The organism is Pseudomonas sp. MF6755, from assembly GCF_016405635.1.
Lineage (GTDB): Bacteria > Pseudomonadota > Gammaproteobacteria > Pseudomonadales > Pseudomonadaceae > Aquipseudomonas > Aquipseudomonas haemolytica.
This window is the reverse complement of record NZ_JAEKDA010000016.1, coordinates 162,749-188,410: the sequence shown is the minus strand read 5'-3', so window position 1 is coordinate 188,410 and position 25,662 is coordinate 162,749. Positions and strand designations below refer to the sequence as shown.

The window sequence follows — 25,662 nt, the reverse complement described above, 5'->3', positions numbered from 1 at the left end:
TGATGCAGAAATGCCCTACAAGGTAGGGCACGTGAAAGTTATTGCTGAACGGATCCTGGCGCATTTCGTTGTTCGATCTGGGCCAGTTTGTTCTCTGCCATTTTTGAGATCATTGGCTGACCGCGCAGCCGAATGGTGTCCAATGCCAGCATGGCGGAGATATTGCCCGTCACAGAGGTGTACGTCGCATCAGGCGAGCATCCGGTATCGAGAACGGACTCCGCCTCTGCGCTGGCCACCACGAACGTGGGAACTGATTCAACCTTGAATGCTTTGAACAGCTCCGGGTTGACCTCCCAAGGGACACCCGCTTTGTTTACCTCCAATGCGGCACGTTTAGTCTGCATCATGGATCCGTTGACGAAGCCTCGTACTACAAGCACTGCACCTGTTTCTTTAGCCTGGCGCGTGAGTTCGATGAGGATGTCCTTCGGCATCGAGAACGATACAAAGATAATAAAATCGCTTTGGCCAGGCTTCCCCTTCGATTCCTGCTTGGCGTTGTTGTAACGGGCTACAACATCGTCCAGCGACTCCGTTCTGGTGGGGGGCGGAGCGTTGATCACTGGCACATTCGACTTGAAGGTGCCAGCTTTCACTGGGTCAATCTTGCCGCCGAGGGTTGCGGCCCTGGCCGCAGACTGTTCGCCCATCAGCTTTTGAAGATCTGCATCGGACGGCATTGAGAGCGACTGGGCGTAAACGCCCAGGCTTATAACGCTAGTTGCCAAGAGTAACGCCGCCGCAGCAGTCGCGTTTACGGAAAATGCCATAGCCAAAGTCCTTGTAACCGGGAATTGGAAATTCAGTGTTGGATTCGGTCAAAATGGTGGAGCGCCCGATGGGGCCACAGCATTTGCCGGCGATCTTTGCCGTTTCAGGTTTTGGGTACAAACGGGTGAGTTTGTACTGGCGCTTGTCCATGATGATTTGTGGGTAGTAGCCGCACATTGCCCCGCTGCCCATTGCTGCCCACTGAGTCCCGGCGGCGTGCAACTTCGCGAGAATCCGAGTCGTCTGTAACCGGGCGGTCTGTTCCATGCTCAAATGCGCTTCGTTATGGCCGGTCAGTGGGTACATGTGACCATACGAGCCTGCGGCCCAGAAAATGGTCGACAGTGGGAACCCGGCTGCTGCGGCAACCGCGTCAGCTGACATTGCTCCGATCGCAACCATGCTGCCGAACGGGAATGCGTAGGGAGTGAGGATTCCTGCCAGCTCATCGTCGTTATGCGTTGGGTCAGCGAACGAGACCCAGGGCACATCCATCCCACGGCGATCCATGCAGGAATCATCCAAGATCGCGCCCATGACGTACATTGCAGGGTTGATGTAAAAGTTGACCTGCATAAACGAGTCTCGGGTACCCGCTTGGTCGTCGGAAATCTGGCCGAACGCGTCCTTGTTCACGCCAACGTTTACACGCACACCGCCGAGCAAAGGGAAACAGCCAGGGACGGTGGTTACGTCAGTCATCATGTCGAACTCCCAGAAGGAGGTCGGAATACCTACTTTGGGAGGATTGCCGCAATAGCAGAATGGGCTTGATCCCCCGCCGCTATCAAAATCCTCCTGCCCGTCAGAAACCAAGTTGGTTGATCCGAACAATTTGATCGGAAACATGCAGGACCAGCAAACGTCTGTAATGAGGTTCGGAAATTTGCCGGTGCATATCGCGTCAGCGTTGACGTTGGCTGAAGCAAAAAAACCGGTGATCAAGAACCCCATGGCCATCAAAAGTTTTTTCATAGCTTGAGTTCCTCGATCTGGAGCTGGCGCCCTTTCTGAGTTAATACAGCGGGTACACGCTCGATGCCGAACTTCCTGGTCAGGATTCCCTGCTGGTCGAAGTAGACTGGGCGACCCCACTCGCGGTTGAGCTTCAAAAAGGAACCAGCCACGAGAATTACCTTGTCGCGAGGGTGCTCTTCGGTTCGTTGCTTTGCATACGCCAACTGCTTAGGGTCGCGGCCGTCAATGAAAATGATGGCTTTACTGAGCGGGGTGTAATCGAGCGGATTGATTTTGGTGCCAGCTGGTACCAGCACATTTCCGAGATGATCTTTGACTGTGTCAGCGTAGGTGTACGTTGGGTCGTACATACGGATCTGCGGTTCAACCACCGGTTCGATGCCTGGCAAGGGTTTTGGATTTTCCAAACCGGCCAGTTGTGTGTCGCGGTAGTCATTCCAGTATTTCGTGAGCTCCCCTCTTTTCTCCATTTCTCCTAACCGACCTTTGATCATGTCGATTGCATCCTGCTCCTGAATATTCCAGGTGTTGCCATATTGGCCCAACTGTTCAGCGTGCAGGTTGATTGAAGTAAGGAAGAGTGTGGGGACGAAGGCGAATGCACAAAGGCGGCGTAGCTTCATCGCAACTCCAAAGGGACCGCCGTCAGGTGGTCCAAGGTGAGACTTTCTGTGACGAAATGCATCGTGGCCATCGAAATGGCCACGAGACGAAAGGTGTTTTTTATGCCCCGCCGTTCAGGAATGCTTCCAGGCGCTCGACAGTGCCCAGGCCAGGCATTTTGCGCCCGTCTTCGCTGATCATCGTTGGAGTACCGTTAATGCCGAGACTTTCAGCCAGGCTGATGTTCTTCTCGATCGGGTTTGCGCATTTCTGCGCCGCCGGCGTGACACCTTTCATCATGCTGTCCCAGGCAACTGCGCGTTCTGCTTCTGGCAGACACCAGATGGACTCGGCTTTGGCCTTGGCCGCAGGGTGCAAGGATTCGATCGGGAACATGAAGGTGTAGATGGTTACGTTGTCGAGTTGAGGGAAAACTTTGTTTTCGAGGTCGTGGCAGTAAGGGCAGTCGGGGTCTGTAAAGAGGTAGATTTTCCGCGAACCGTCACCTTTCACACGCGTGAACGCGTCGGCGAGGGGAAACTTGGACACATCGATTTTTTCTGCTGCTGCTCGTTTTGGCGCAGTCAGGTCTTGGCGTGTCTGCATGTCATACAGACTACCGAACATCAGGTAACGGCCTTCGGCGTCCGTGTAGGCGATGTTTTTGCCCATGGTGACTTCGAAAATACCGGCCAGCGGAGCTTTGACGACGCTGGTGAAATTCGTGGCCGGGTATTTTTGTCGCAGGCCATTGATCACTGCCAGGCTTTCGAGGTCGACTGGTGCCGCCGGCGCAACTGCGGCGGTAGGCGAAGGTGTGGCGACCTGTGGTGCAGTACTTGGGGCGGCTTGAGTAGCGCTGGCAGTACCGGTGGCAGGTGCCTGGATGTTGGTTTCGTCAGCGATTGCGGCCAGTGAACAACTGGCGAGGGCGATAGCGAGTGCAAGCTTCTTCATCGAATACCTCTGATTGATAAGTGATTACTTCAGGATTATGCGTACGTGTGATGCAATGCTACCAATTCCAACAACACAAGACTATACGCCGCTAGTATTTTTATCTTTTCCAGATTTTTTCGACAAAAAACCCCTGCACCAAAGGTGGCAGGGGTGGGTGTAGCGTTAAGCCTTTGGCGTACGAACGTTGGTGAGGTTCGATGATTCGACGGGGATACCGTAATTTGAAGCGTCAGAGTAGAGGCCACTTTTTGGGTCAATGAAGCTCAGATCATCGACGACCCAGCGTTCGCCTGGACCTTCCAACAGGCAGCATCGAGTGCCGGCGGGAACAGTTACTTTATGCTCTGTGCGGCCAATCTTGAAAACGGCGGCAAACGAATTGATTGTGTCGCCGAGCTTTGTGTACGGCGTTCGGTTGGATTTCATGTCAAAACTCTCCTGAAAATTGGTCTCCAAACACTCTTGCGAAAGCGTCTGGTTGCTCGAAGCGTTGTTGTCAGTAAACGAACAGGTTTCCGGCGGAGCCGTGGCCGTTGTTGAACTGGGTGCCGCGGGGTACCTCAAACCAGCTAAAGCCGCTCCATACCTCCAAACGTCCTTCGGACACCCGGGCTTTGAAATACCGTTCCCCCAGGGCACTAGGGTGAAAGGCATAGATGCCGGCGCCTTTTTCCAGATGCTTGCTGATCTTGTTTCGCATTTCAGAGGGGGTGTAAGGAGTCGCCATATAGGAATTCCGAATGGAAGGACTTTTGTGAGTCGTCAGGGCTGCCCTGACGAAGGCGTTGACTTGCAATCGGATATGAAGATCAGGCAGGTGTATTTTTGAGGCGAAAAAAAGCCCGGGCGGTGCCGGGCTGGTGGATCTTTAAAGTCATGCGGGCTGCTGATAACAACCAGTCACTTTTGCGCTACGGCGTTCCTGGTAGTAGTTGATGCGGTCGTTAAAGGAATGGTGCTTGAGTTCGGTTGAGCTGAAGCCGGAACACGTCCGCACGACCTCAAGGGTGTCACCGGTGGAAAGCTCCCACAAGAAGATCGTTGTTGCATTGGCATGAATGGCGGCCTTCCTTGTGATTTGAGCGTTATTCATCAGACGTGATGCCTCGATAATGGGGTGCATAGTGGCCACCTCACTCACCGAAAACGCTGTTGGTTGCCGCATGTGTAGCTTTCACAAAGGCAGGCGAACCCCCGAAACAAGTGATGCCGACCTTGCCGCTTGGACTGAACTGCCATTGACCGGTGTTGGAGGGGTTCAGTTTGAGTGCGAACTCAATTTGAAGATCCAGCTCACCAAAATGATTTTTGTAGATCGCTTCTGGTGTCATACCTGCGGAGAGATCCGTCCAGTATTCGCCGTTATGAACGCGGGCGGAGCGCCAGCCGCGGTTGTACATCTGTTCGACCAATCGTGTGAAGGCCGTCTTGTGAGGCGTCCTCCAGTCGATGAAGTCCTTTACCTGGTCAATCGGGGCGCCAAAATTGACGTTCTCACACAGATCCCCAATTTCATCGGCCGATAGCGGCAGGACGGCGCCGCTATCGGAGGCGATCTCGATGAACTCACTTAAGCCAGCTCGGTTATTGCTCAGCGCATGCTGATAGTGACGAAGAGCTGCGAGGATCGTTGCTTGTGCGCGGTTTTCGACTAGCAAAACAACCTGAGCTGGAACAATTTTCGGGTTAGTCATGTTGCATCTCCTGAAGGTAAGCAGGTCTTGCGTGGACCTGGTATTCGGAGATGTCATGCACACAAGCATAATTGGCAGGATGCGCACGTAAATCAGTGCCGTGCGCCCCTTTAGGTGGTCAGAAAAGGTTTCCCCCAAAACCCTTCCAAAGTAATTGAGCTACCAGTTTCACGCAGATCAATCCGGTCAATACTTCTACGCTGGTTGCGGCGGCCAGTTCGAGCATTTGTAATTGTTCACTCGGTGGTAATGGGAGCAGAAGCCCGGCAATCACTTTTGCGTAGTTTAGAAATGCTATTGCAAGAACCACCAGTAGTAAGGCTCGAAGTCTTCCGATCCTGATCTTATATCTGGCTGACGTTGGCAAAATCCCGAGGAAAGCACCAACCCAGCAATCGCTGAAAATTGCATGACCCACTGATCCGCTAATCAGGAGGCCAATACCCACGGTAAATCCGCAGTAGAGCACTACGAATGCGAGCATCGCTAAATAGGGTGACCCCCCTTGAGGCTCTGAAAATCTGTCCGAATAGAAAAGCTTCATTGCTGAACCTCTCGAGAAAAAAGCTGGTTGTTGGGAATCGCAGTACGTGTTTTTTTTCGAATTCTGCCGTTTCCAACCAGTTTTGAATACTGAGAGATTTTTTCAGGCGGCGTCGAGAATCTACAAACCTCGTGCGTTACTGGCTCCCATTCCCCGGACAACGGGATGATGCGTTGTGAATTGGTCAGTCAGAAAGTTGAAAAAATTTTATAGGAGCGTGTTGCATGTCCTTAAAATTCTGTGTTTAATAGGTCCCAAGCAGGCGGAAACGCCTCAAACTACCCAATCTCCTGAAAGGCTGGGAAATCAACCGAAAGGTTGAACTTGCGACCACAAGGCCCGCTACGTGTAGTGGGCCTTGTGGTTTCTGGCATTTGAGAAATCTGTTTTGACGTAGTGAATTCTGATATGCGTACCTGTTATGCTTCAATTTCCATGCGGCAGGAGGTTCATCATGACTTTGTCAGTTCGTTTGCACCCCGACCTTCCCGGTAGCCGCCTCTCTTCCCCGCCCTACCCCTGACATTTGTCAAATCCTTTACTGACGTTGCGCGGATCAGGTTGTCACTGCTCTGACTGTCAGTATTTCGTCATTCAATCCCGAAGAACTCACGCATGAAGCTAAGCAAAATTGCTGTTGGGCTATCGACCCTTGTAATGCTGTCCGCCGGCTCCGCACAGGCTCGCGGCCTGATGGATTTCATCAAGTTTCCCAATGCCCAGGAAGAAAAAAGCAGCTACCGATCCGGAACGATCAACCCGAGTGAAGCCCTTGCCCTCTACACCAGTCAGCAGAAGAAGGCCTCGTTCGATGGTTGCGTCGACCTTTTCCCGGCAGGCAGGCCGATCAACGTCGCAAGCGTACCGCCGGCCATGAAGCCAATGGCTCTGTGTTCTGATAGCTTTGCGGTTGTTTACTCGCAGGTGAGTCGAACACCCTTGGTTGTGGTCGAGCGGCTCGATGCTGCGAAGGTTCGAGATGCCAAGGGGGAGGAACGTACTAACCAGTTTTATCCCGATCCGCGTATTCCCAAGATCGGTCGGGCGGAATTGAGCGATTATCGTGGGACTGGCTTTGATCGAGGCCATCAAAGTCCGGCAGGAGATTCCCCGAACTCTCGCTCGATGGCGCAGTCCTTCGCGCTATCGAACATGGTGCCGCAGTCGTCACAAAACAACCGAGGTGCATGGAGCCGCGTTGAATCAGACGTGCGCAAGTTTGCCCAACGTGCCGGGGGCAGCGTCTATGTGTTCACGGGTCCGATTTTCGATCCTGGGCACTCCACCATTGGCGAGAACAAGGTTTGGGTACCGACGCGGTTGTTCAAACTGGTCTATGACGCTTCGTCCAAACGTGCCTGGGCGTACGTGCTTCCAAACGAAGAAACTCGCGTCGAGCGTCCGATGGATTACGCCGCGTTCGTTAAAACCACAGGATTGAACCTGTTGGGCGATCTTCCGGTCACCGGCACGGCCGGACGATCGTAATCAATCGCAGCGGAGCGACGCAATTGTTCCGCTGCGAGTCTGCTTTTCCTTTGTTTGGTGCTCTTCAGCTGTTGCGCCACATTTCCCATGAAGCGAATAACCGTTCAGCCGAAACGATATGAGCGAAGCCCATGCGATCGGCCACGAGCTCCGGCGATTCACCTTGTTCAAACAGTTCCGCGGCGAAAGAGTTACGCAAGGTTTGTGGGCTGGCGCGATGAGCATCGCCGCGTAAGGCTTTAACCCCTGATTCCTCGATCATTGCCTCAGTGATTCGTACCAGCGTGGATGGATGAATACTGGTGATGGTTTTGCCGTTTTTCACGATGGGCTTGATGTCCGAGGGGAATAACAGGTTCCCCTCGGTGGCCATCCGGGCTCTGTGATGTAACCAGGTCTTTAGCGCTTGCACTGCATACTCGAATGGCCTTGTCCTATGCGTAAATTGCGAGTTTTTGTCGCCGAGATTGATCCATTGTTCGTCGGCTAAGTAGATGCAATTAACAGTCAAGGGCACAATCTCCGCCACCTTGAGACCAGCCCCCACACATAATCCGACAATTGCCCTATCGCGAGCCTCACGCCACTGTTCACGCTCTTTCTCAGCGGTGATCGCGGAATTGAGGTGTTTGGCGAGCAGAGTGCGTTCCTCGGGCTTTAGAAAGCTGGTCGGCAGGTTTCCATCCGCTTCCTTCCATTTTGCTCCTTCTTCACGCATCGCCTGTGCGGCCGGATTCATGAAACCGACCTCGGCGGTGTTCTTTATCAGGTCTGCGAGAACCCGCTGAATCAGCTTCCGGTATCGGTCACGTTGTGGCCTATTTGTGGCGAGGTTTTCCAAGAATTCGCTGATGATTACGGAATCCACTTCGCTTAATTTAATGCTCTTTTGCTCAATCCAGTCGACAAAACGACCCCATTGAGCCCGGTAGACCTCGGCGGAAGAAATTCTGATATGGGCACGCGAGGTTCCGCGTCCTGGCTGCTGACTCATCCACTGCTCAAAGGTTGTCTTGGGATCAGAATCCCAAGCGATTGCGTCGGTTTTGAACAGGTCGTCGTGCGTACTCATGGTTGACTCCGCAGGTCCAGGCCTCAGCCAGTTCGTTGAATCTCTGACTGTTAATTGCATGTGGTAGGAAATGTGATTTTAGCGGAGGTCTGGCCGGCCTGCATGCCTGTTTTTCATGGAATACGTCGGTTTATTGCTGGCCTGCCACACATGGCCATGTCGACCTCGGGCCGAGCAAAAGACAAAGCACCCAACAAGAACGGTGACTGCCCGCTACACGTCTCTGTTGCGCATCCCTGTGTTGCACGTTCAACTATTTCAGGGGATTCACCATGACGAACTCAAACAACCGCTCCGGCTTCCTCAACATCGCCGGCGACGCATCTCACGTACTTCTGACCTTGTCGGAAGGTCTTACGGAATGCTGCCCTGTGCAGCTTGATTGCTCGGAGCCTTTGGACGAAGACCAGGTGCTTCAACTTTTCTGGGGACATCAAGGGCGCTGGGCCACCATCATCACGGGCAAAAACATCGACGAAGGCAATTGGGTCGGGGAAGCGTTCCACTGCAAAAACTGCTACGGCGAACCGGTGATGCTCGAGTTCCTCCAGATGAAGGTTCTCTCTCCAAAGAAACATCCGCCGGCGGCAATCGAAGATGCCTTACTTCAGGTACTCGCCAAGGCTGCTGACATCCCACAGCTGAGCGAGGTAAAAGACATTGTTGGGAAACTGTCGGCGGCGGTTGCACAAGGGCCTAATGCGGTGATGGAGTATTTGTTTCCATCCTCCTATAAGGCGCTGACGACACTCCATGCATTGAATCAGCAGTCAGCCGAAGATGAAGGGTATGACTGGGAAACACTCACCCCGGCGTTGGGAGCCATTTCTGAGAGCTTGACTGCCGGCTACGGTGCTCAACTGTCGGATCACGGCCGCGAGGATAACGAAGATCTCGGGTTGATTCCGTGGACAGCGGAAGTCTTAGACTTTCTCAAGGACTACATCAACCGCACGGACAATCTGGAATCTGAAGCTGAATTGGCCTGGCGACTGCTGACAATGTCCGTTCAACTGCACACTCGCACTCAACTCGAAACGTTTCTGGACACACTTCGCGCACGATTGCTCAATAACGACGATGATCTGAGGAACCTGTCGAGCATGTCGCTTGCAGATATTCTCGGGCAGATCACCAAGCCTGTAGCTGCGTAAGCTGCACAGATCCCTATCAACGCAACACCCGCCCTGACTCCGGTCAGGGTTTTTTTTTGGATTGTCCTGCGGCTGAATCTCTTCCTCTGCTATTCCCCGCGTGGGTTCAGTAATATGGCGGGCGATCACTTTGCGCCACTTGAGGAATTGAGATGGCCAAGACCATTAGATGATGCATTTTCTTATCAGGGATTAGGGAGGCAGTCCGCCATGACAGACGTTATCAGCTGTGAACGAGCCATCTGGGAAGCCTTCAACGAGGACCATCGTTTTGAAGCCCTCAGGAGCATTCGCCAACTTCACGCCGAACCGATGAGTGAGCTTCGTAGGGAGTTCAAGGGATTCCGGGAAGGCAGGCATGAGCTGACCCCTAACACTGTGCCGGTGCTGCGCTTCAAGCTACTGCGCATGTTGCAGCTCCAGCATGCGGTTACTTCAGCTTGTGAGGTGATTGACTCTGAGTTTGAAACTGTCAGAGCCCGAATCTTGAAAGATTTCGGAACTGAGTCCGAAGAGTCATACATGGCGCAAGTGAACACCTGGTTGCAGCTGATCGAAAGCGGATCGCCATCTGCATAATGATAAATTGTCCATCGCCCCCGATCGAATTTGGGGGCGCCTGGCGAGTCAGATCCATAGGATGTGCGCAAGCAAAAAAAACCGCTAGCCAAAAGGCCAGCGGTCGTGGTGATTAAAGCGAATGCGACGTCTGAAGGACGAAGCGTTTTTGTGGAACCATGATCGTTTCTTCAACGACGTTTAAGTCGAGCATTGCCATGAACGCCACACGAATGTCGTCGCAGGCACTGTCAAAAGCTTCGACGACACGCACGCGAGCCCTCAACTGCTCCATTGACCAGTTTTCAAAATCGCGTTCTTCGTCGATACCGGCGTTTGAAACACTCAGCTGGCGAGGCGGCGTGGCGTAGTTGACTCGTCCCTTATCTCCAGTGGCTCGACAAACACCACAAGCGTTGTCACCGTCTGTGTGGCCACATGACTGATAGTTGCGTCGAGAGCACGTTCGGCAATACGACTTGTAACCAGTTGATGTCCACTGGCAGCTCAACAGAACTAGGTAACCGCCTGAACGTCCATTGATCCCAATGGTGTATGCCCCGTCCATATCGGCCACAAAGTCTTGTATCAAAATGTCGAGCTCATCCCAAATATCCGTCTGGATGACGTCGTAAGCCTTCATGAGTTGCTCTGGGGTGAGCCCCAGCTTGTGCAGTTTGATGCTATGCGCATAGCTGGAGGACGCATTCCAGCTTCGCATGGTGTCGTAGCGGAAGTGGTCATTGAGAAATCTGACCATCGCCTCTTTATTGCGTCGATCGATTGCTTTTTGAAAAAACGACATGTGGGATCTCCCGTTATCTGTGTAATTGAGAGATGCGGAACACGGGAGATGAAAATAAAAAAACCCGGCGGGTAGCCGGGCTTGGGTGAAGGTTAAGAAATTTGCTTGGGCACTGAGGGTGCCAACAGCTTTTCAACGTACTGACGATCGCTCGCCACCATCCTGCCGGCGATTTCCTGAGTCAGCATGTCGAAGTCATCGCTGACTCGATTCTGGCTTCCTGCATTGCCGTTTGCTTGCTCCTGCCAGCAACACTCGAGAGCTTTGACAAGTGCACGTGCATCAGCGAGACGAATCCGCTGGACGATTGCCATCAAGACTTTGCCTACCTGGTACATCGGAGGGGGTTGATTGCTGGCACTGCCCTGGGTATTGGCTGTCTCTGCCACCGATTCCTCGTTTGCATCGCTGATCAGCCTTCTCAGTTTCGAGACGATCACGCTGTGGATGTCGTTGTAATCATCGCCTTCTGGTGGGCGCTCAGCGTCGTTGAGCCCGTCGTTGTGCGCTACGAGAGCCGCCAGTAAATCTTCAAGGTGGGTTACCGAAACGTAGCCATTGGGTTTGTTCATTTTTGGGACGTCCTGATTGATTGAACTTGCAATCAGGTAATGCTCCACAGGCGCTAACACGGTCCCGGCTGCTCCTCAGCTTTGCATGTGCATGTGGTTCATCTCGATGCGTAACGCAAACCTTTCAGGAGAAGTACCATGAAGTTTCTGGCCGCATTCAATCGCATGACCAATATCGTTGAATCCGAGCAATGCATTCTCACCGGCTACCGCCAAGACTTTTATCAGTTCGATCGCGATCACCTGGCTAACACTGGCACTGTGGGTGGTCGCTACATCTGGGTTCTCCGAGAAAACGGGACGCACCTCGCCTCCATTGGTTTGCACCCGCGTGCGACGGAGTTCGTTGAATGCGCACTCGACTCGTTCGAGCAAGTTCAATGCTATGAAATTACTTTGTTGGCCGATGGCGACGCGGAGATCTCATCCATCACCGTGCCGAAGGCCCGAGAACTGATCAAAACCTGTGCTTTCGAATTTGAAGGCCGGCACATCAAGCAGAAGGGCAGGCTGTTGGCAACCGTCGACATCCATCCGCTTTATAACCAAGGAACGTACGGTGGCAAAGTCTGCTTCACATTCGAGGACGCACCATCATCTGATACCGAACTGAGCTTCAAGCAAATGGCTTTGCACCTTTTCCAAGAACGTGTGGGCACTCTTTTCGCCTGCATGGACGAGGTGACATTCCAGACGCACAGCACTCAATAGTCCCCATTTAACGTTGTTCCGACCGCTGGCCATTAGGTCAGCGGTTTTTTTTGGGCGCCTATCGCACTTTTACAACAAACAATTACCTGGCGAATGCTGTCTATCCTGTAATCAACACAGAAGGGCCCCACCATGTGCTCCCATTACGAGGCACCAGAAAACGATCGCTTGCTGGCAGGTTTTGGGGTGGCACCCGAAACACAGATGCCCCTCGATTTATGGCCGCTGAAAGAGGGGCCTTTCATCCGAATGCGATCGGAGGAGGATTGCGACGATCAGACCTCCGATTTAGAAGTGCTCACCGGACAATTTGGCCTGTTGCCATTCTGGGCTAAAGATCGCAAGTTTGGGCGCCACAGCTACAACTGCCGGTCTGAAACGGGAAGCATCAAACCGACGTTCAAGTCAGCCTGGAAGAAAAGTCAAAAATGCATCATCCCGGTTGCCGCTTTCTATGAACCGGACTGGAGAAGTGGTAAGTCGATAGCTACCCGAATCACCCGTACCGATGGAGGGGTATTAGCGATCGCAGGTCTTTGGGAGAGATGGAAGGGTCCAACGGGGCAAATCGTCCATTCCTACACCATGCTGACAATTAACGCCGACTCACATCCCTTCATGAATGTCTTTCACAAACCGAGTGATGAAAAGCGCTCCATCGTCATTCTGCCTAACGGGTTGATTAAAGACTGGCTCAACTCAAGTGTCGAGCAAACAATGAGTTTTATGCAGCCCTACCCTCCTGAACGATTGGTCGTCGACAACCGGGTTTGAGTTTCGTAGGCCCAACACGAAAAAACCCACTCGGTCATGAGTGGGTCGGGTATTACGTTGTCTACATGAGACCACTATCGCCTGCGTATGGGCTGAAGCCGTGGCACGTGGGATTACGTCCCCTCCACCACGGAGGCATCCACATTCACAGGTTCGTTCTGTAGATCCCATTCGATTTCTCAGATTATCGGCCAGCGGCTCATCGCCATCATTCAACATGAGGCAAGAGAGCGGTTAAGGGAGTAACAGATAGTCGCCCTGGATGGCTGCGTTCGAAAATACAGCGTTGTTGGCAGAGCTTCGTGGCAAGCGGCGAGTGCCGTCGTCAACGAGCGACTCAAGAACCTCGGCCAGCTTACGGACATTGACCTTTTCGACAGTGTGGCGAGCAATCGACGTACCTTCATTCTGCAACTGCAATTTGAAACCTCGATCATCAGCGTCGTAACCGAGCACCACGAAACCACGGTGTTTGCAGGTATTGATCCGAACCTGAATCGCCGGTCGACGTCCATTCTGAACATCATCATCACAGTCGCGCATGAGAATGAAGTCGGGGTTGGCGCCGGCGTCCAGCAGCAGCTGCCACATGGTCCGCTGGTTGTCCGGGGTTCTGAGAACCTCAACAAGTTCAATCAGCCTCAACAGCCGTCTTGAGCGAATGGAATCGCGATCGATCGGGAGTTTGGTCTGGTCGAAACCATCCAGCATCTCTGGTTGGCTTGTAGCTTTTTTGATTGCGTGTTGCATCGTGACTCTCCTGAAAGTTGGGCCAGACGTTGCGAAGGCCTGGTAGGAGGGGATGCTGCACATGGATGTGTAGGGAGGATTTCGACCCATAAAAAAACCCGCCAAACGGCGGGTTTGATGAATCATTGATGGTGTCGGATCTTCACTCGAGGGCCCAAGAAGGCACCTCCTCGCACACGGTAAGACCATAATCGCCTGGTCGTTCGAAGATCTCGCCGTTTGCGTTAACAAGAGAGTCCTGCAAGTCCCTCATCTCTTCCCGGGTAGCTTCCGTGAAGGAGTCGGAAGCTTCGCTTCGCTGGACCTGCATGGCCACTACAAATTGCGAACTTGTATCTATAACAAAACGAGTCGTACGCTTGTTTTTTTCCCATGCAAATATGTGATTCCAGTCGCCAGTGCTGAACTCATACATTTGGTTTTCCTTTTATTGAGAGCGTGGAAATTCGGAAGCAAGCCTTGTAGAAAGAAATGCAACACACGAGCGCATAACCAGATTTAGGCCAAAAAAAACCCCACCGAGGTGGGGTTGGTGATGCGTTATCTTCGATTGTCACAGACGCTTCTCAATGCCCTGTCGACCAGGTCACCGTCAAAGCTGATGATCACTTCTACATTTCTGCAATTGGAACTTAAGCTGCCCAGGGTGCGGGCAGCGATGAGATAGCCGTTAGAGTCAGTCTGACTTGAGTCACCGAACAAGATCGAGTTGCTAACGACCGCGGCGAGCACAGCCCGGCCGCCGTCTTCTTCAGTCCAACTGGGCGACACAGTATTGCGCGGGATTACCTGGTTGTTGCAAACCCGAAAATGCTCGTACCGCTCAGAAGCATGTTCTATTGCCACCGAGTCACAATCACCTGCCTGTCCCACGTAAATCACCGAAAAGGTTTTACCATTCACGGGTACAACCGTCGACATTCGAGATGCAGCTACTTCCATAACAGCATCAGTGGCATCTGAGGCCTGACCCATCAAAGGAAAAAGACCACAAAGATATATGAGACCTGCCAATACATTGCGGTTTTTCATGAGGTACTCTCAGTTCAATAAGGGATTATGAAGCCAAAGCGAGACGCTGTGGGGAGCTGGCGTGAAGGATTACCTGTTTGCTTTCGGATTTAGCCAGTGTGTTGCCTTGAACGATCAGGATCTCTCCAATTTCAACCCTGTGCACCGCACAGTTTGCGGCAAGCTGAATGGCCGTCACCCGAGCGCAAATAGCGTCCAAATCACACCCATAAAATTTCCACTTGCACAACTCAGATGAACCGTGGGTTTCGAGTATTTGATTAGCCTTGGCCAACAGCAGAACGCCGCTGCCGCAGGCTGGATCGGCGAGTACTTTTAGACCTTGCCCCGCCGTATTCGGGTCAGGATTTAACTTGGCCATCATCAGCGCCAGGTTCCAAGGTGTGAAGTACTGCCCCAAAAGCTGTTTACCACCTTTGCTGCTCAACGCAGCGTAGACCGCCCCCAAGATGTCCATGAATGGCTCTTCTTTCGCGACCAGGTTGTCATAACAGCCGATGGATTCAATGATCCGTGCTCTCGCCTCAACGGGTGTTGGGTACCAGGGTACGAATCACCAAACCTCCATCACCGCGCTTAGGAAATAGCGAAACATTTCAGCCGGCGAGTATCGGTATCCATCTCCGAGCGTATCGACCAACGGCTTAGCATAAGACGGAACATTCTGAGAAAGCTTGTTAGCCATAAAGCGCACTCCAAAGTGATTGATCTGTATGGCCAGAGATGTTTCACACGGACTAGCAATGGATCGGGGATAGCTTGAGAGCAGACACAAAAAAACCGCCCTCAAGGAGGGCGGCTATCTAGGTTTGTGCGACGCCTTAGTCGGCACTATCTGGTTGAGCTGGCAGCTTATTGAAAGGAACCCAGATCCAAGCCTGAACAAATGCCCCTCCCTCGCACAGGTTGACCGAAGCCTTTTCATCAAACTCCTGGTCATCATTTGCAAGGTTATCGATTGCCCATTCTCGGTACCGCTTCTTCAAAGTCTCGGGTGAAACGATGTTGAGTTCTTCAGGGCAGACCGGACTTTCAACTGCATTTTGATGGCCTACTTCACTCGATGATGGCACGGCCGCAAGGTCGCAATAGGCGAGATCATTACCCTCCTCGTCGACCAGTGAGATCACGCACTCTCGCCAATCTTGAGGATCAGCGATGTAGATTCCATCCTGCGTGAGGTAAAGAAATCGACCTTCGGTGTGTGGCCGCATCAGCGCCATGCACCCGCCGCCTGTGTGGTACTCGACGAATCCATAAATCAGCGGGCTCACGAGAGTGCGGCCGTCGGGCGAAATGTAAGGGTTTCGGATTTCTGTGCCCTCGTGAATGAAAGCCAATAGTGCTGGATCGTAGGGGGCTGGCGAATCTTCTCCCGTTGCATCCATCAGAACCATGGGTGTATTGCCGGGTGCCTTGACCGAATCATTAGTGGACTGGGTCAAGCTTTGTTCATTGTTTTGCATCTGAATCTCCGATTTGTTGTCATGACAAAAGGGAGATGGCCAACACGACCCAACAAAAAGGCAGAAAGCAAAAAACCGCCCTAACTGGACGGTTTTTTGCGACGCTGGGTTAGCGCAGGCTGATCGGCCGATGAAGCCGTCATAAACTCAAGAACGAGACCGCAATACTCAGACAATTACCTCTTTTACTTTGTTGTTCTTCCGCTGATAACTGAATTTCTTAGTCATCAAAATAGCCGGTCGTTCAATAAACCAATAGGTCAGCACGCTGATCGAAGCGGTCACGATGATGACCGGGATTAGATAGATTGCATAAACCGTTAAGTCAGCGTGACTAAAGTCATACAAAGAAAACACACTGAACATGATGTAAATGACGATACCATGCAGCAAGTAGATGCTAAAGCTAACCTCCCCTAAAACCTTCAGTCCGCGGTGTTCGAGAAGTCCATGGAGGTTATTGCCTAGGACTAACAGCCCGAACGGCACCATAAGCAAAAATAACTGCACCTTGGTATAAGATTTAACAAACAGGCTTATGATGAGTAGCCCAGCCGCCAAAGCCGTCCAGCGCAAGTTCTTATAGTTGAAAGATTTACTTTTAAACCAGTCTTCAAGCAACGCCACGGTGATACCGGCTAAAAATATGCGCATGAAACGGCTGCTAACATGATCTTTAAATACGGGCCAAAGACAGGCGAGCAGTATCAAACCGACCAGTAACGCCTTGATGGGGACCTTCCTTTTCAGAACGCAGTACAGAAGTGGAAGGCACAGGTAGAAGACGGTCTCATAAAGGAGTGTCCACTGCACAGAGGCGTTGATACGAGCAGTGTCCTCGAATCCGTTTACGGGCTTGCCAACGAAAAGCAGCCAGTGGCCAATACCACGTAGAGTGTCGGCCACGGGCGCTAAAGTGCCGGCGGTTTGATAGAAGGAAATCGCAACAATGACCCCAACACTAAACAGGTACATGGGCCAGATGCGTAGCAGCCTGGAAACTAAAACCTGAGCCCAGTCCATAGCTCCATTCTGGACTTTACGGGTAAAAAGGTAGCCTGTGATCATGAAGAACAACGTTACTGCAACTGCCCCCATGTTGTTTATTAGACGGCTGTCTGTGGTCTGCCACATTCCCGTGGTATGCCAGTAATACACCACGATGAAATGGTGTACAGCAACAGCCGTCGCCAGTATTCCGCGCAACCCATCAAGTGACGAAACGCGATGAAGTGCTTCGCTCGAGAGGATGGGGAGGCGTCGGGTAGTCGTACACAAAAAATGATAAGGGCCGCTACGTATAGCCCTATTAGGAGTGCTGTTTGTGTCATGCAGGGTTGATCCAAGGAGTTGAATTTATGCCATTTTAACCTCTGCACAAGCCATAGGAACGAAAATAATATAAGGAAATCGTAGGAGCAGTGAAACACGCCTTTGCACCCAGGCGAATTAGATGATGGCTATAAAGGAATTGTCAGTAGTCAATGCCTGGCTTAATATCATTAGTCCAAAATTAGCTTTGAATGCATGAGGTAGGGCTAATTTACTGTTTGACGTGATGCGCGCCAGAGCTGGCGTATGAGGATTCTAAATGCAGAGAGAGGAAGCCAGAATGTAAAAAACGCGATCAACCTTGGGAGGATGACCGCGCCTAGATGAAGCAAGAATTACTAGTGTGGTGCTCGTAATTTCTGCCTTTTTTCGGCGCATGTCAACTCTCCCCAATTTTTCGACCTTATCGAGGCGTCTCGAGGGCAAAAACCACCGTTGATGAAAACCATGCTCGAAAAACTACGTCTGTTCGGAGAGCGCATTTATTCTGTGACTCCAGTAGGTTTTCTCATCTTTTCTGTGAATCCCAGGCTCGGTGCTCACAGATAAGATGATTTTTCACCCGCGTTTACTGAGCATCACGAATCATCTATTTTGTGAACCTACACGTAGGCCGAAACTTGCAGGCCCTTTCCATCATCCTCTTGAGTGACGCCACCCTCGTTTGAAATTGTGACTTCGACACCAGCCTCACGAAACATCTGAGCGACCTTTTCAGCGACCTCCCGATGGTTAAACGGGACCACGGTGAACCATGCTTTAGAAGCTGCACACCAACGGCATCCGTAGCCACCGAACCAGCCATTGGCACTCGTTGCTGAACCAGGTGGGTCGAACCCGATGATCTTGCTGATGCGTTCTGCGACAGCTTCGGGGAACAGCGCCAAGTTTTCCTTCATGTTGAATTCCTCGATCAAGCCGCTTGGTGGTTTTCTTCGCGGATGTTATGACCTTTCATCTGCTCCAGCTTTGCGATAAACCGTTCGCTGGCGGTGGTGCTCGCCAGCTCGGACACTCCTACGTATCGGTTCATCCCTCCGCAGTAATCACTTCGTCCGTCGCATGTTCGGTACAACACTCGCAATTCGCCGTTCATAACGTGAACGTTCAGGTACAGGTGATCGCCATGCAGCGTTACCTCCCCCATGACTCCGTCACCGCCTTTATTGGAGCTGATGCTATATGCATCCGGGGCCAGCTTGAGAGCTCCAGCGATTTCCGCCAGCAAACGCTTACCAGATCTATGCAATGTGTCTTTTTTGACGCGGGTTTCCAAAAGAGATTTCGGGAAGTTCAGCACAGTTGTTCTCCTCACGGTTGACGGTCACTTGCGGTGGCCTTGTTCGTGGTGATGCTGAACAGGAGGGAATATTCGATACTAGAAGAATCTTATTTTGGAAAACGGTCGAAAAAAATTGGTGAATTTTTCTGCATTTAGGTGGGGCTAAAGCCTGATTTTGCTAGACCCTGCCGATGCTGGCACCCTGCAATTAAAATGTCGTTGATTCGTTATGCAATCTGTCAGTATTATAAACGCATGTTATCGCGTAATTAATACCAGGATGAACCACCCATGCACGACAAGAAAAATCGCTTCAACCCCCGCCTCTCCCTGCTGGTCGCCGCCATTGGTCTGGGGCTCAGCGCACCAGCAGCCCACGCCGCGTACGGCGGCATTGATGTTTTTGCCCCCACGCTCGGCACCTCGATCAACGGGTACAAATTGCCTTTGGGGGGATCGGGTGATGGCGAGATGCTTGTGGGTACCCAAACCAACACCTCAACCGGCCTCACAAGTGCATTCCAGTGGACTTTGCTTGGTGGAAAGCAGTATCTGCCTGCCCTCAATGGCGGCATCAGCAGCCAAGCATTGGCTGCATCTAATGATGGCGGTGTCATCGTTGGAACCGCACTGGACGGCACCACAGGTAAACGGACGGCCGTTTTCTGGGACGGTACCGGCGTACACGCAATGAGCTTTCTCAATAATGGCGACTATGCAGACGCCAGTGCAGTTTCTGCGGACGGCAGCGTGATTGCTGGTACCGCCAATGACGGAGTGCTGAACAACGACACCGCGGTGATCTGGAATAGCGCGGGCGACATTACCAGCCTTGGCCATCTGGGTGACGGCGAGTTCAGCTTCGCCTTAGGCGTATCCTCCGATGGCCACGTTGTCGTTGGCTATGCTCAGAACGGTGCAGGAAATGGCGACATTGCGACCCGCTGGATCATTGGCGGCGGTGCGGAAAGCTTAGGGGTTCTCTCTGGTGGCATGTTTTCCCGCGCCCAAGCAGCAAGTGCTGACGGCACCTATATCGCCGGTGTCAGTGGTTCCACTATTTCGGCGAGCGAAGCCTTTCTCTGGACTCAAACAACCGGCATGAAAGGTCTGGGTCTTCTCACAGACGGCACCATTTCCGGCGCCTTCGGGATTTCTGCAAATGGTGCTGTGGTAGTGGGCGTCGCCGACACCACTGGTAATGTCCTTTCCGGCTTCCGCTGGACCACAGAGACCGGAATGCAATCGCTTGTACAATGGTTACAGGACAACGATCCGTCCTACACCCTTCTGCCAGGTAACTCACTCAATTACGCTACCGCGGTTTCGGCTGACGGTAATACTGTATTCGGTAAGGGCACTTTGAACGGTCGTGACCAGCCATTTGTTGCGCGTTCCTACGGGCCGATCGCGGTACCACCAGTGGTGAGCCCACCAGTCGTCACCCCGCCTGTTGTTACACCTCCTGTAGTGACTCCGCCGGTTGTCACCCCTCCGGTGGTAACTCCACCAGTAGTTACTCCGCCGGTGGTAACTCCCCCAGTAGTTACTCCGCCGGTGGTAACTCCACCAGTAGTTACTCCGCCGGTGGTAACTCCACCAGTAGTTACTCCGCCGGTGGTGACTCCACCAGTCGTTACTCCACCGGTTGTGACCCCGCCTGTAGTGACCCCGCCTACATCCGGTGCGGGCGGAACCACCCCGCCGACCTCCGGCGCCGGCGATGAAACGCCAACAGTCGGTGGGAACGAAACCGGTACCGGCACCACCCCAGTACCTCCGTTGGGCGTAATTGGCCTGTATGACCTTGGTGACTCGCTGACCAATGCCAGCTTGTACGCCGAAGCATTGCAAAACCAGTTGCAGGGCTTCGTGCAAGATCAACTGGGCTGCACTGCGTTCGACGCTAAAGGCATTTGCCTCAACGTCAGTGTGCAAATGACTCGACACAATGGAACAGTCGAAGGCGACAACACCTACGGCGGTGTCACGCTGGCATATCGCATATCGCCCGACCTCATCGCAGGTATCGGCTATCAAGGGCCGAGTACATCGCTGAAGATCCACGATGACCGTGTTAAAGGGGACACCAATACCTTTGGTGCTTTCGTCGAATACGGTAACCGCCTGAAACAGGGCGTCTTCGCACGCGGCGCCGTGGCACTTTCGGAAGGTGATGCGACCATCAAGCGCTCCTACCTGACTGGTGCCGGCACTTCCTCGTCCAAAGGTAAATCTGACATCAGCCAACGCGCTGTTTCAGGTCAAGCCGGCTACGTTTTCATCGTGAAGGACAATGCAGCTGTAATGCCGTTCATCGGTCTCGACTACCTGGACACAAAGCTGGATGGCTACACAGAAAACAGCGGCCCATACCCTGTCCAGTTCGACAGCCGTAAACAGAACAACATTTATGGCACCGCCGGCGTCACTGGCAGTTTGAACCTGGGTAACAAGGCAATCCTGTCGGCTAACCTCAAGCACGTCGAACGCCTGAATAATTCGAGCGACGATCTGAGCGGTCAGGTGTTGGGTGTGTCGACATTTGACCTGAAACAAGCCACCACCGAGCGCTGGGACGAAATTGGCCTCGGTGTGCAAATGGCAGGTCCGGTAAAGGCCTCTCGTGTCGGTGTTTCGTACGGCCACCGATTCAACAGCGGCAAGGCCGTTGCCAGCGACGTAGCCACTGTGTCTTTCTCCGTGGGGTTCTAAACCACCGGTTAGAAACTGAACGAAAAAGCGCTCCGCCTTGCGGGGCGTTTTTTTTACTCGAAAAATGAGTTTTGAAAAGGAATGGCCATAAAAAAAGCCACTGGAATCCAGTGGCTTGGGTGCAACGTTAGTTTGCGGTCGGCGCTGGATTCATCTCCAGTTCCCACCAGGCGATAAAATCACCTGCAATGCCAGGTTCGGTAGGAGGAAAATCAAGCAGGTCCTTGTTGAGATGTTCAACGGTGTGCGAGGGTTCACCGTCGCGAGTGCAATACAGCAGTTTGAATTTTTTGGGACGGTCGAGCTGGAAGCAAAACAACCGCTTTAGCGGGTCCTTGTAATACACGCGGCAATTACCTGAATCAACCATGCTGAACGTCAGGGCCACTTTAGGAATAGTGGGTTTAACGCAAAGCCGATCTCTGTTTTCCAACACCAGTGATCGCAGACCCTCGATGTCGATATTCAGTCGAACACCATCTGGAAATAGCTCGGCGGCAAACAGCTCCGAAAGATCACTTACCAATGAGTCAGCGACAAGGCAACAAGCCATTGAATCTTCAGCTCGTTCCTTAATCCACGTCTCACGCTCAGCATCGTCCTCGAAAGCATCGAAGTGGTCATCACTGTCCTCTTCCTGCGCCTCGGCCATCTTACGGGCGGTGAGAAGGCATGCTTCGTAGTGATCACCGGCAAGAACATACTGAGAGTAGTCACCTTGATCACTTTGCGGCCAGCGAAGGGTCACAGAAAACAGTTGTTGGGTATGTTCCGCGGGGATAGCTTGTTGAGTCATGTTATTCACCATTCAAATAGTTGAGTCGAGAGAGCAGCGATCGCAATCGAGAGACAATGTCAGTGCGCCAGCGCGGAATGCGTCCAAAAGATCTGGAACGTCGGAGAACAGCGGGGATGGTTCAGCAGAAGCCCCCCAGCCGTAGGCCCACGCAAGATCGCGAGCTTCCTGAAATTTCATTTCGGCAGATTCCTTTCCCCCGATTTCCCGGGACAAGAGGACACCCAGCGCCCAATCCGCACGTGCAGATAAGGCGAGTTGAAATACTGTGTTCATAAGGGAGGCTCCAAGTGCGTTTGCTTTACACTTGGGTGATGCTGCACAAGCGGCCATAATCAGATTCGCAAGCACATGTTTTCCTTGTGGGAAACAAAGCAATGCTAAAGAATCACGGATAATTGAATTGGGGAAAAAACAGCTATGTTGCTGACCATCGGGATGTTCGTCGCGGCATTTGCCGTTATCTGGCTAATGCTCGTTTTCCTGCTCCTCATACACGAATCTGGCCATCTGATTCCGATGCAGAAAATGGGCATCAAGCCCGATAAGCTGATCATCGGTGGAGTGAAGCTCTTTTCTTTCAAAAAGTCCGGAATCATTCACGAGGTAGGTCTGATCCCTCTCTGGGCATACGTGGTGAGCGGGGATTATGAAAAAGCGTCATCGCGCCAACGCGCAATCATTGCGGCCGGCGGCCCGCTCATCTCTGCGCTTACAGGCGTGCTGTTCTTTGGGATTTACTACCTGTTCCCAAATTGGCAAACATTGGTCGCTGCTCAAGGGTCGATCCTGCTCGCTGCCACGAATATCATCCCGCTGCCCCCTCTGGATGGCTGGACAATTGCGGAGCATTTTCTAAAGCAGCGCGGGTTCCACATCGATGACCGCAACCGTAAGGTGTTGATGGGTGTGGGGATTTTTACAATTATTCTGATCACCCTTGCGCTCTGAAAATTACATTCGTCTGTGCGTCCTCTCCTGTGGCAAGTAACCCATCAGGAGATCGATAGTGAACACCCCATCCGCAGCACAAACCATTCAGAAAACCCACCGACCAGGCTTCTTCGAAGAAGCCTTTCGCAATGCTGAATTACCTAAAACACTGCGCAACTTTGCCGAAGCCTTCTGCACGCGTTTCGAAGTCCATGGGATTTGCGATCCTTTGTACTGCGCAAATGTCGCCGCTTTCGAAACCGGGCTCGGTGATGGTTGCAGCAATTTCAACGCGGTCAAATGCCCCACTGAAGCGGACATCGCAAAGGTAGCCGATCGATTGCTGTTTGCTTATTCAACCTGCATTGCTAACGCCTCCACCGGCACTACGCAAGAGACCATCGCGGTGATGCTTCGCAAAGCACTGGCGGGTTCCAGCCTTGACGAATTATTGACGGCCACAAAGCCCTCTTCGCCTTCAAATTAACCGCCCCACACCACCGCCTGCACATCGCAGGCGGTTTTTTGTTGGCAAAAATTCAGTACTGCTCTGTTTTGATTCTGGCTGCGTATGTCATCGTGTTAATATTTGGAGACACACTCACAAGGAGTTGGCCATGCTCAACCCGCAGCACTCATCTACCTTAAACACGCAGCCCGCCGGTGTTTGCGATGACCGCGTAGCCTGGCTACCTAAGGTGGTTATCGATCTGTCGTACTGGCATGGCGGTCGCAAGCTGAAGGACGTTGAGCGCTTCGAATGGCCCGGTGAAATTGTGGAAGGGGCTGCCCTCGAACACGCCCATCAGAGTTGTACACATTTCGGTATTGAACCCACCTCGACTCTTGAAATGTGGGCGTTCCGTACTGATTGGATCATCGCCAACACGCGCTCAGACATTGATCAGCATTGGTCCTCCGTTGACCCACAGCCACGCGCACTACACAAGGTTTTGGTGAGTCATCGCCCTGTATGGTCATCGAAGCTAGGTTCACTTCCGGCATTGCAACAATGGCAAACGTTCGATGCTGTATTTCTCAAATTCACCACTGTAAAAAGCGCATTGCCTAGTGATGTAGATCTTTCGGAACACATCACCGCACTGCTTGTTGAACCCTCGCCGATCGCAGGTCTGCAAGAGCTGGCTGTTGTTGATGGGCGGATCGCCGACCTGAAAGTGATCCGCCGTGGCGGTAACGCCGCAGGCGGACAACTCGTTTTGGTGACAGGTTCTGTGCGTATTGCCATTGGCCCCCACTCAACTCCTGCACACGAGCTCGACGTGGTACAGACGGTGAACAGCGCCCTGGATGTTCAGTTGCTGCCTACCACCGAGCTCCTCGAGTTGGATGCAAGTGACACCATTTTGAGGCCGATGGCCTGGCAGATCGAAAATTCGTAGCAAATAATCGCAAAGAATCATAACACGTACCGATATTCTGATATGATCAGCGCGCCGTTGAACCACTCCGCTGCTCGAAGCCCGTAGTCAACATCTGGGCAAGTCATCGGTTATTTGTTGATGTTCGCCATCACCAAAAGCAAGTTCAACGCTTTTTGACTTTTGGAGAATTCCCGATGGACGCTATCACCGTGCCACAAACCGATGCAGTGAATCAGATGGACCTGGACTTTCGGCTGAACCTGTTCCCAGGCAGCATCAAGAAAGCAATGCAGTACGGGAATCAGGATGTCGTCAAGGAAGGTGAAGTACCGATTGATAAATTCGGTTCATCGGACCTTTGGAACATAGACCCTCGGGTCATTGAAGTAATTCCCGGGTACAACACCCGCGTGAAGAACGCTAGATACAAAGAAAAAGTCCTTCTCCTCAAAACCAACATGATGGAAGTTGGCTTCAAGAAAGACAGTCCTCTCAGCGTAATCGTCGTGTTGGATGAAGAAGGTAAGCAACGAATCAAGTTGAAGCGTGGCCACAGACGCCTAGAGGCTGTATTGGGCGCCATGGCCGAAGGGAAACCCTTCGACACTGTTCCGTGTGTCATCGTTAAAGACGATATCGACGAAGAAAGCCTTACCGCGGACCTGGTTCTCAGCAACAACGGTGATCCACTTGATCCGTACGCCACCGCTATCGTGTGCAAACGCATGACTCGCTGGCACCCAGACAATCACGCAAAAATTGCTGCGAAACTCGGCCTCTGGCCATCCCAAGTCACCGATTATCTGCTGTTGATCAACGGCCCGGTCGAAATCTCGAACTACGTTCGCGATGAAGTCATTGCCTTTACGCTGGCAGTCGAGCTCCTGAAGGAACACGGCCCGAAAGCTCTGGCAATCATCGAGCAATCTTTGGCTCGATCGAAAGCCGCTGGCAAAACGAAGCTGATGCCACGTTTTGTTCCGGGGAAGGTTATCAAGAAGGCTGTTACTGCTGCTGCGCCGGCGATGAAAGCGGCGATCGATGAGATCAAAAAGGACAAGGCATTCAGCCAACTGTCTCCAGAGAACCAACAGAAGCTGGAAGAAATCTTGGAGCAATTCAAGAAAGCGGAAGAAGCCGAAGCCAAGTTGAACGCCGAAAACCCTTTGGAAGAACCCGAGCTCAACCTCAATCAAGCAGAGGTATAAATGCTGCTCCAGCCCCTACAGTTTTTACTGTAGGGGCTTTTTCATTTCCGCTTGGAAAGCCAAGTGGAAAGCCTGG

32 protein-coding genes are annotated in these 25,662 nt (G+C 52.4%); 10 read left to right on the top strand and 22 right to left on the bottom strand.

Features of this window, described 5'->3' with window-relative positions; all coding sequences use genetic code 11:
* Positions 1-38: 38 nt before the first annotated feature.
* The 9 genes from trbC to JFT66_RS22020 all read right to left on the bottom strand — a co-directional run bounded on the left by trbC (position 39) and on the right by JFT66_RS22020 (position 5,553).
* Positions 39-773, bottom strand: coding sequence for a type-F conjugative transfer system pilin assembly protein TrbC (gene trbC, locus JFT66_RS22060; RefSeq protein WP_233097167.1), 735 nt, complete (start codon positions 771-773; stop codon positions 39-41).
* Complete coding sequence (locus JFT66_RS22055; RefSeq protein ID WP_108184663.1) at positions 721-1,749, bottom strand: TraU family protein; 1,029 nt, start codon at positions 1,747-1,749, stop codon at positions 721-723. The genes trbC and JFT66_RS22055 overlap by 53 nt, the downstream gene beginning before the upstream one ends.
* A complete protein-coding gene (traW, locus tag JFT66_RS22050) occupies positions 1,746-2,375 on the bottom strand; it encodes a type-F conjugative transfer system protein TraW (protein ID WP_108184662.1) in 630 nt (209 codons plus the stop codon). Before traW ends, JFT66_RS22055 begins: the two co-directional genes overlap by 4 nt.
* A gap of 100 nt (positions 2,376-2,475) precedes the next feature.
* The gene (locus JFT66_RS22045) at positions 2,476-3,312 is read right to left on the bottom strand and encodes a DsbC family protein (RefSeq protein WP_108184865.1); all 837 of its coding nucleotides are present in this window, start codon (positions 3,310-3,312) and stop codon (positions 2,476-2,478) included.
* Positions 3,313-3,477: 165 nt separating this feature from the next.
* Positions 3,478-3,741 carry a hypothetical protein gene (locus tag JFT66_RS22040; RefSeq protein WP_198860150.1) on the bottom strand — a complete coding sequence of 88 codons (264 nt, stop codon included), beginning with the start codon at positions 3,739-3,741 and terminating at the stop codon, positions 3,478-3,480.
* A 70-nt stretch (positions 3,742-3,811) separates the two neighbouring features.
* Positions 3,812-4,042, bottom strand: a complete 231-nt coding sequence (locus JFT66_RS22035; RefSeq protein ID WP_198860149.1) for a hypothetical protein — start codon at positions 4,040-4,042, stop codon at positions 3,812-3,814.
* Between the two features lie 147 nt (positions 4,043-4,189).
* Positions 4,190-4,438, bottom strand: coding sequence for a hypothetical protein (locus JFT66_RS22030; RefSeq protein WP_108184862.1), 249 nt, complete (start codon positions 4,436-4,438; stop codon positions 4,190-4,192).
* A gap of 10 nt (positions 4,439-4,448) precedes the next feature.
* Positions 4,449-5,009: a hypothetical protein gene (locus JFT66_RS22025; protein ID WP_198860148.1), complete on the bottom strand. Its 561-nt coding sequence runs from the start codon at positions 5,007-5,009 to the stop codon at positions 4,449-4,451.
* Positions 5,010-5,127: 118 nt separating this feature from the next.
* Positions 5,128-5,553 (bottom strand): hypothetical protein, encoded by a 426-nt coding sequence (locus JFT66_RS22020; RefSeq protein ID WP_198860147.1) that lies wholly within the window; start codon positions 5,551-5,553, stop codon positions 5,128-5,130.
* A gap of 615 nt (positions 5,554-6,168) precedes the next feature.
* Here JFT66_RS22020 and JFT66_RS22015 point away from each other — a divergent pair.
* Positions 6,169-7,041: a DNA/RNA non-specific endonuclease gene (locus tag JFT66_RS22015; protein WP_198860146.1), complete on the top strand. Its 873-nt coding sequence runs from the start codon at positions 6,169-6,171 to the stop codon at positions 7,039-7,041.
* 64 nt (positions 7,042-7,105) lie between these two features.
* On the opposite strand, the gene JFT66_RS22010 is transcribed toward JFT66_RS22015, so the two are convergent.
* Positions 7,106-8,113 (bottom strand): tyrosine-type recombinase/integrase, encoded by a 1,008-nt coding sequence (locus tag JFT66_RS22010; RefSeq protein WP_198860145.1) that lies wholly within the window; start codon positions 8,111-8,113, stop codon positions 7,106-7,108.
* A 272-nt stretch (positions 8,114-8,385) separates the two neighbouring features.
* Between JFT66_RS22010 and JFT66_RS22005 the strand changes: the two genes are divergently transcribed.
* Positions 8,386-9,267 (top strand): hypothetical protein, encoded by an 882-nt coding sequence (locus JFT66_RS22005; protein WP_198860144.1) that lies wholly within the window; start codon positions 8,386-8,388, stop codon positions 9,265-9,267.
* 210 nt (positions 9,268-9,477) lie between these two features.
* The gene (locus tag JFT66_RS22000) at positions 9,478-9,846 is read left to right on the top strand and encodes a hypothetical protein (protein ID WP_198860143.1); all 369 of its coding nucleotides are present in this window, start codon (positions 9,478-9,480) and stop codon (positions 9,844-9,846) included.
* Positions 9,847-9,958: 112 nt separating this feature from the next.
* On the opposite strand, the gene JFT66_RS21995 is transcribed toward JFT66_RS22000, so the two are convergent.
* Positions 9,959-10,630 carry a hypothetical protein gene (locus tag JFT66_RS21995; protein WP_198860142.1) on the bottom strand — a complete coding sequence of 224 codons (672 nt, stop codon included), beginning with the start codon at positions 10,628-10,630 and terminating at the stop codon, positions 9,959-9,961.
* 92 nt (positions 10,631-10,722) lie between these two features.
* The gene (locus JFT66_RS21990; protein ID WP_198860141.1) at positions 10,723-11,202 is read right to left on the bottom strand and encodes a hypothetical protein; all 480 of its coding nucleotides are present in this window, start codon (positions 11,200-11,202) and stop codon (positions 10,723-10,725) included.
* Between the two features lie 138 nt (positions 11,203-11,340).
* On the opposite strand from JFT66_RS21990, the gene JFT66_RS21985 reads away from it, so the two are divergent.
* Both JFT66_RS21985 and JFT66_RS21980 read left to right on the top strand, forming a co-directional pair.
* Complete coding sequence (locus JFT66_RS21985; RefSeq protein ID WP_198860140.1) at positions 11,341-11,913, top strand: hypothetical protein; 573 nt, start codon at positions 11,341-11,343, stop codon at positions 11,911-11,913.
* Between the two features lie 132 nt (positions 11,914-12,045).
* Positions 12,046-12,687 carry an SOS response-associated peptidase gene (locus JFT66_RS21980; protein WP_198860139.1) on the top strand — a complete coding sequence of 214 codons (642 nt, stop codon included), beginning with the start codon at positions 12,046-12,048 and terminating at the stop codon, positions 12,685-12,687.
* A 234-nt stretch (positions 12,688-12,921) separates the two neighbouring features.
* On the opposite strand, the gene JFT66_RS21975 is transcribed toward JFT66_RS21980, so the two are convergent.
* From JFT66_RS21975 to JFT66_RS21940, 8 genes are all read right to left on the bottom strand, one after another.
* Positions 12,922-13,437: a hypothetical protein gene (locus JFT66_RS21975; RefSeq protein ID WP_198860138.1), complete on the bottom strand. Its 516-nt coding sequence runs from the start codon at positions 13,435-13,437 to the stop codon at positions 12,922-12,924.
* 142 nt (positions 13,438-13,579) lie between these two features.
* Positions 13,580-13,852: a hypothetical protein gene (locus JFT66_RS21970; RefSeq protein ID WP_198860137.1), complete on the bottom strand. Its 273-nt coding sequence runs from the start codon at positions 13,850-13,852 to the stop codon at positions 13,580-13,582.
* A gap of 125 nt (positions 13,853-13,977) precedes the next feature.
* Positions 13,978-14,469, bottom strand: a complete 492-nt coding sequence (locus JFT66_RS21965) for a hypothetical protein (RefSeq protein ID WP_198860136.1) — start codon at positions 14,467-14,469, stop codon at positions 13,978-13,980.
* Between the two features lie 25 nt (positions 14,470-14,494).
* Complete coding sequence (locus tag JFT66_RS21960) at positions 14,495-14,926, bottom strand: N-6 DNA methylase (protein ID WP_233097166.1); 432 nt, start codon at positions 14,924-14,926, stop codon at positions 14,495-14,497.
* Between the two features lie 364 nt (positions 14,927-15,290).
* Positions 15,291-15,935: a hypothetical protein gene (locus JFT66_RS21955; RefSeq protein ID WP_198860135.1), complete on the bottom strand. Its 645-nt coding sequence runs from the start codon at positions 15,933-15,935 to the stop codon at positions 15,291-15,293.
* Positions 15,936-16,103: 168 nt separating this feature from the next.
* Positions 16,104-17,213 carry an acyltransferase family protein gene (locus JFT66_RS21950; protein WP_198860134.1) on the bottom strand — a complete coding sequence of 370 codons (1,110 nt, stop codon included), beginning with the start codon at positions 17,211-17,213 and terminating at the stop codon, positions 16,104-16,106.
* 656 nt (positions 17,214-17,869) lie between these two features.
* Positions 17,870-18,166, bottom strand: coding sequence for a hypothetical protein (locus JFT66_RS21945; RefSeq protein WP_198860133.1), 297 nt, complete (start codon positions 18,164-18,166; stop codon positions 17,870-17,872).
* Positions 18,167-18,180: 14 nt separating this feature from the next.
* Positions 18,181-18,567: a hypothetical protein gene (locus tag JFT66_RS21940; RefSeq protein ID WP_198860132.1), complete on the bottom strand. Its 387-nt coding sequence runs from the start codon at positions 18,565-18,567 to the stop codon at positions 18,181-18,183.
* A gap of 273 nt (positions 18,568-18,840) precedes the next feature.
* On the opposite strand from JFT66_RS21940, the gene JFT66_RS21935 reads away from it, so the two are divergent.
* Entirely contained in the window at positions 18,841-21,264 is a 2,424-nt protein-coding gene (locus JFT66_RS21935; protein WP_198860131.1) for an autotransporter domain-containing protein, read from the top strand.
* Positions 21,265-21,391: 127 nt separating this feature from the next.
* Here the strand turns inward: JFT66_RS21935 and JFT66_RS21930 are convergent, their stop codons facing one another.
* Together JFT66_RS21930 and JFT66_RS21925 are read right to left on the bottom strand one after the other, a co-directional pair.
* Complete coding sequence (locus JFT66_RS21930; RefSeq protein WP_198860130.1) at positions 21,392-22,060, bottom strand: hypothetical protein; 669 nt, start codon at positions 22,058-22,060, stop codon at positions 21,392-21,394.
* Between the two features lie 12 nt (positions 22,061-22,072).
* The gene (locus tag JFT66_RS21925; RefSeq protein ID WP_198860129.1) at positions 22,073-22,336 is read right to left on the bottom strand and encodes a hypothetical protein; all 264 of its coding nucleotides are present in this window, start codon (positions 22,334-22,336) and stop codon (positions 22,073-22,075) included.
* Positions 22,337-22,480: 144 nt separating this feature from the next.
* Here JFT66_RS21925 and JFT66_RS21920 point away from each other — a divergent pair, with 144 nt between their 5' ends.
* From JFT66_RS21920 to JFT66_RS21905, 4 genes are all read left to right on the top strand, one after another.
* A complete protein-coding gene (locus JFT66_RS21920) occupies positions 22,481-23,011 on the top strand; it encodes a site-2 protease family protein (protein ID WP_198860128.1) in 531 nt (176 codons plus the stop codon).
* A 58-nt stretch (positions 23,012-23,069) separates the two neighbouring features.
* A complete protein-coding gene (locus JFT66_RS21915; RefSeq protein WP_198860127.1) occupies positions 23,070-23,480 on the top strand; it encodes a hypothetical protein in 411 nt (136 codons plus the stop codon).
* Positions 23,481-23,610: 130 nt separating this feature from the next.
* Positions 23,611-24,396 carry a hypothetical protein gene (locus tag JFT66_RS21910; protein ID WP_198860126.1) on the top strand — a complete coding sequence of 262 codons (786 nt, stop codon included), beginning with the start codon at positions 23,611-23,613 and terminating at the stop codon, positions 24,394-24,396.
* A gap of 176 nt (positions 24,397-24,572) precedes the next feature.
* Entirely contained in the window at positions 24,573-25,586 is a 1,014-nt protein-coding gene (locus JFT66_RS21905) for a ParB/RepB/Spo0J family partition protein (RefSeq protein ID WP_198860125.1), read from the top strand.
* Positions 25,587-25,662: the final 76 nt, after the last annotated feature.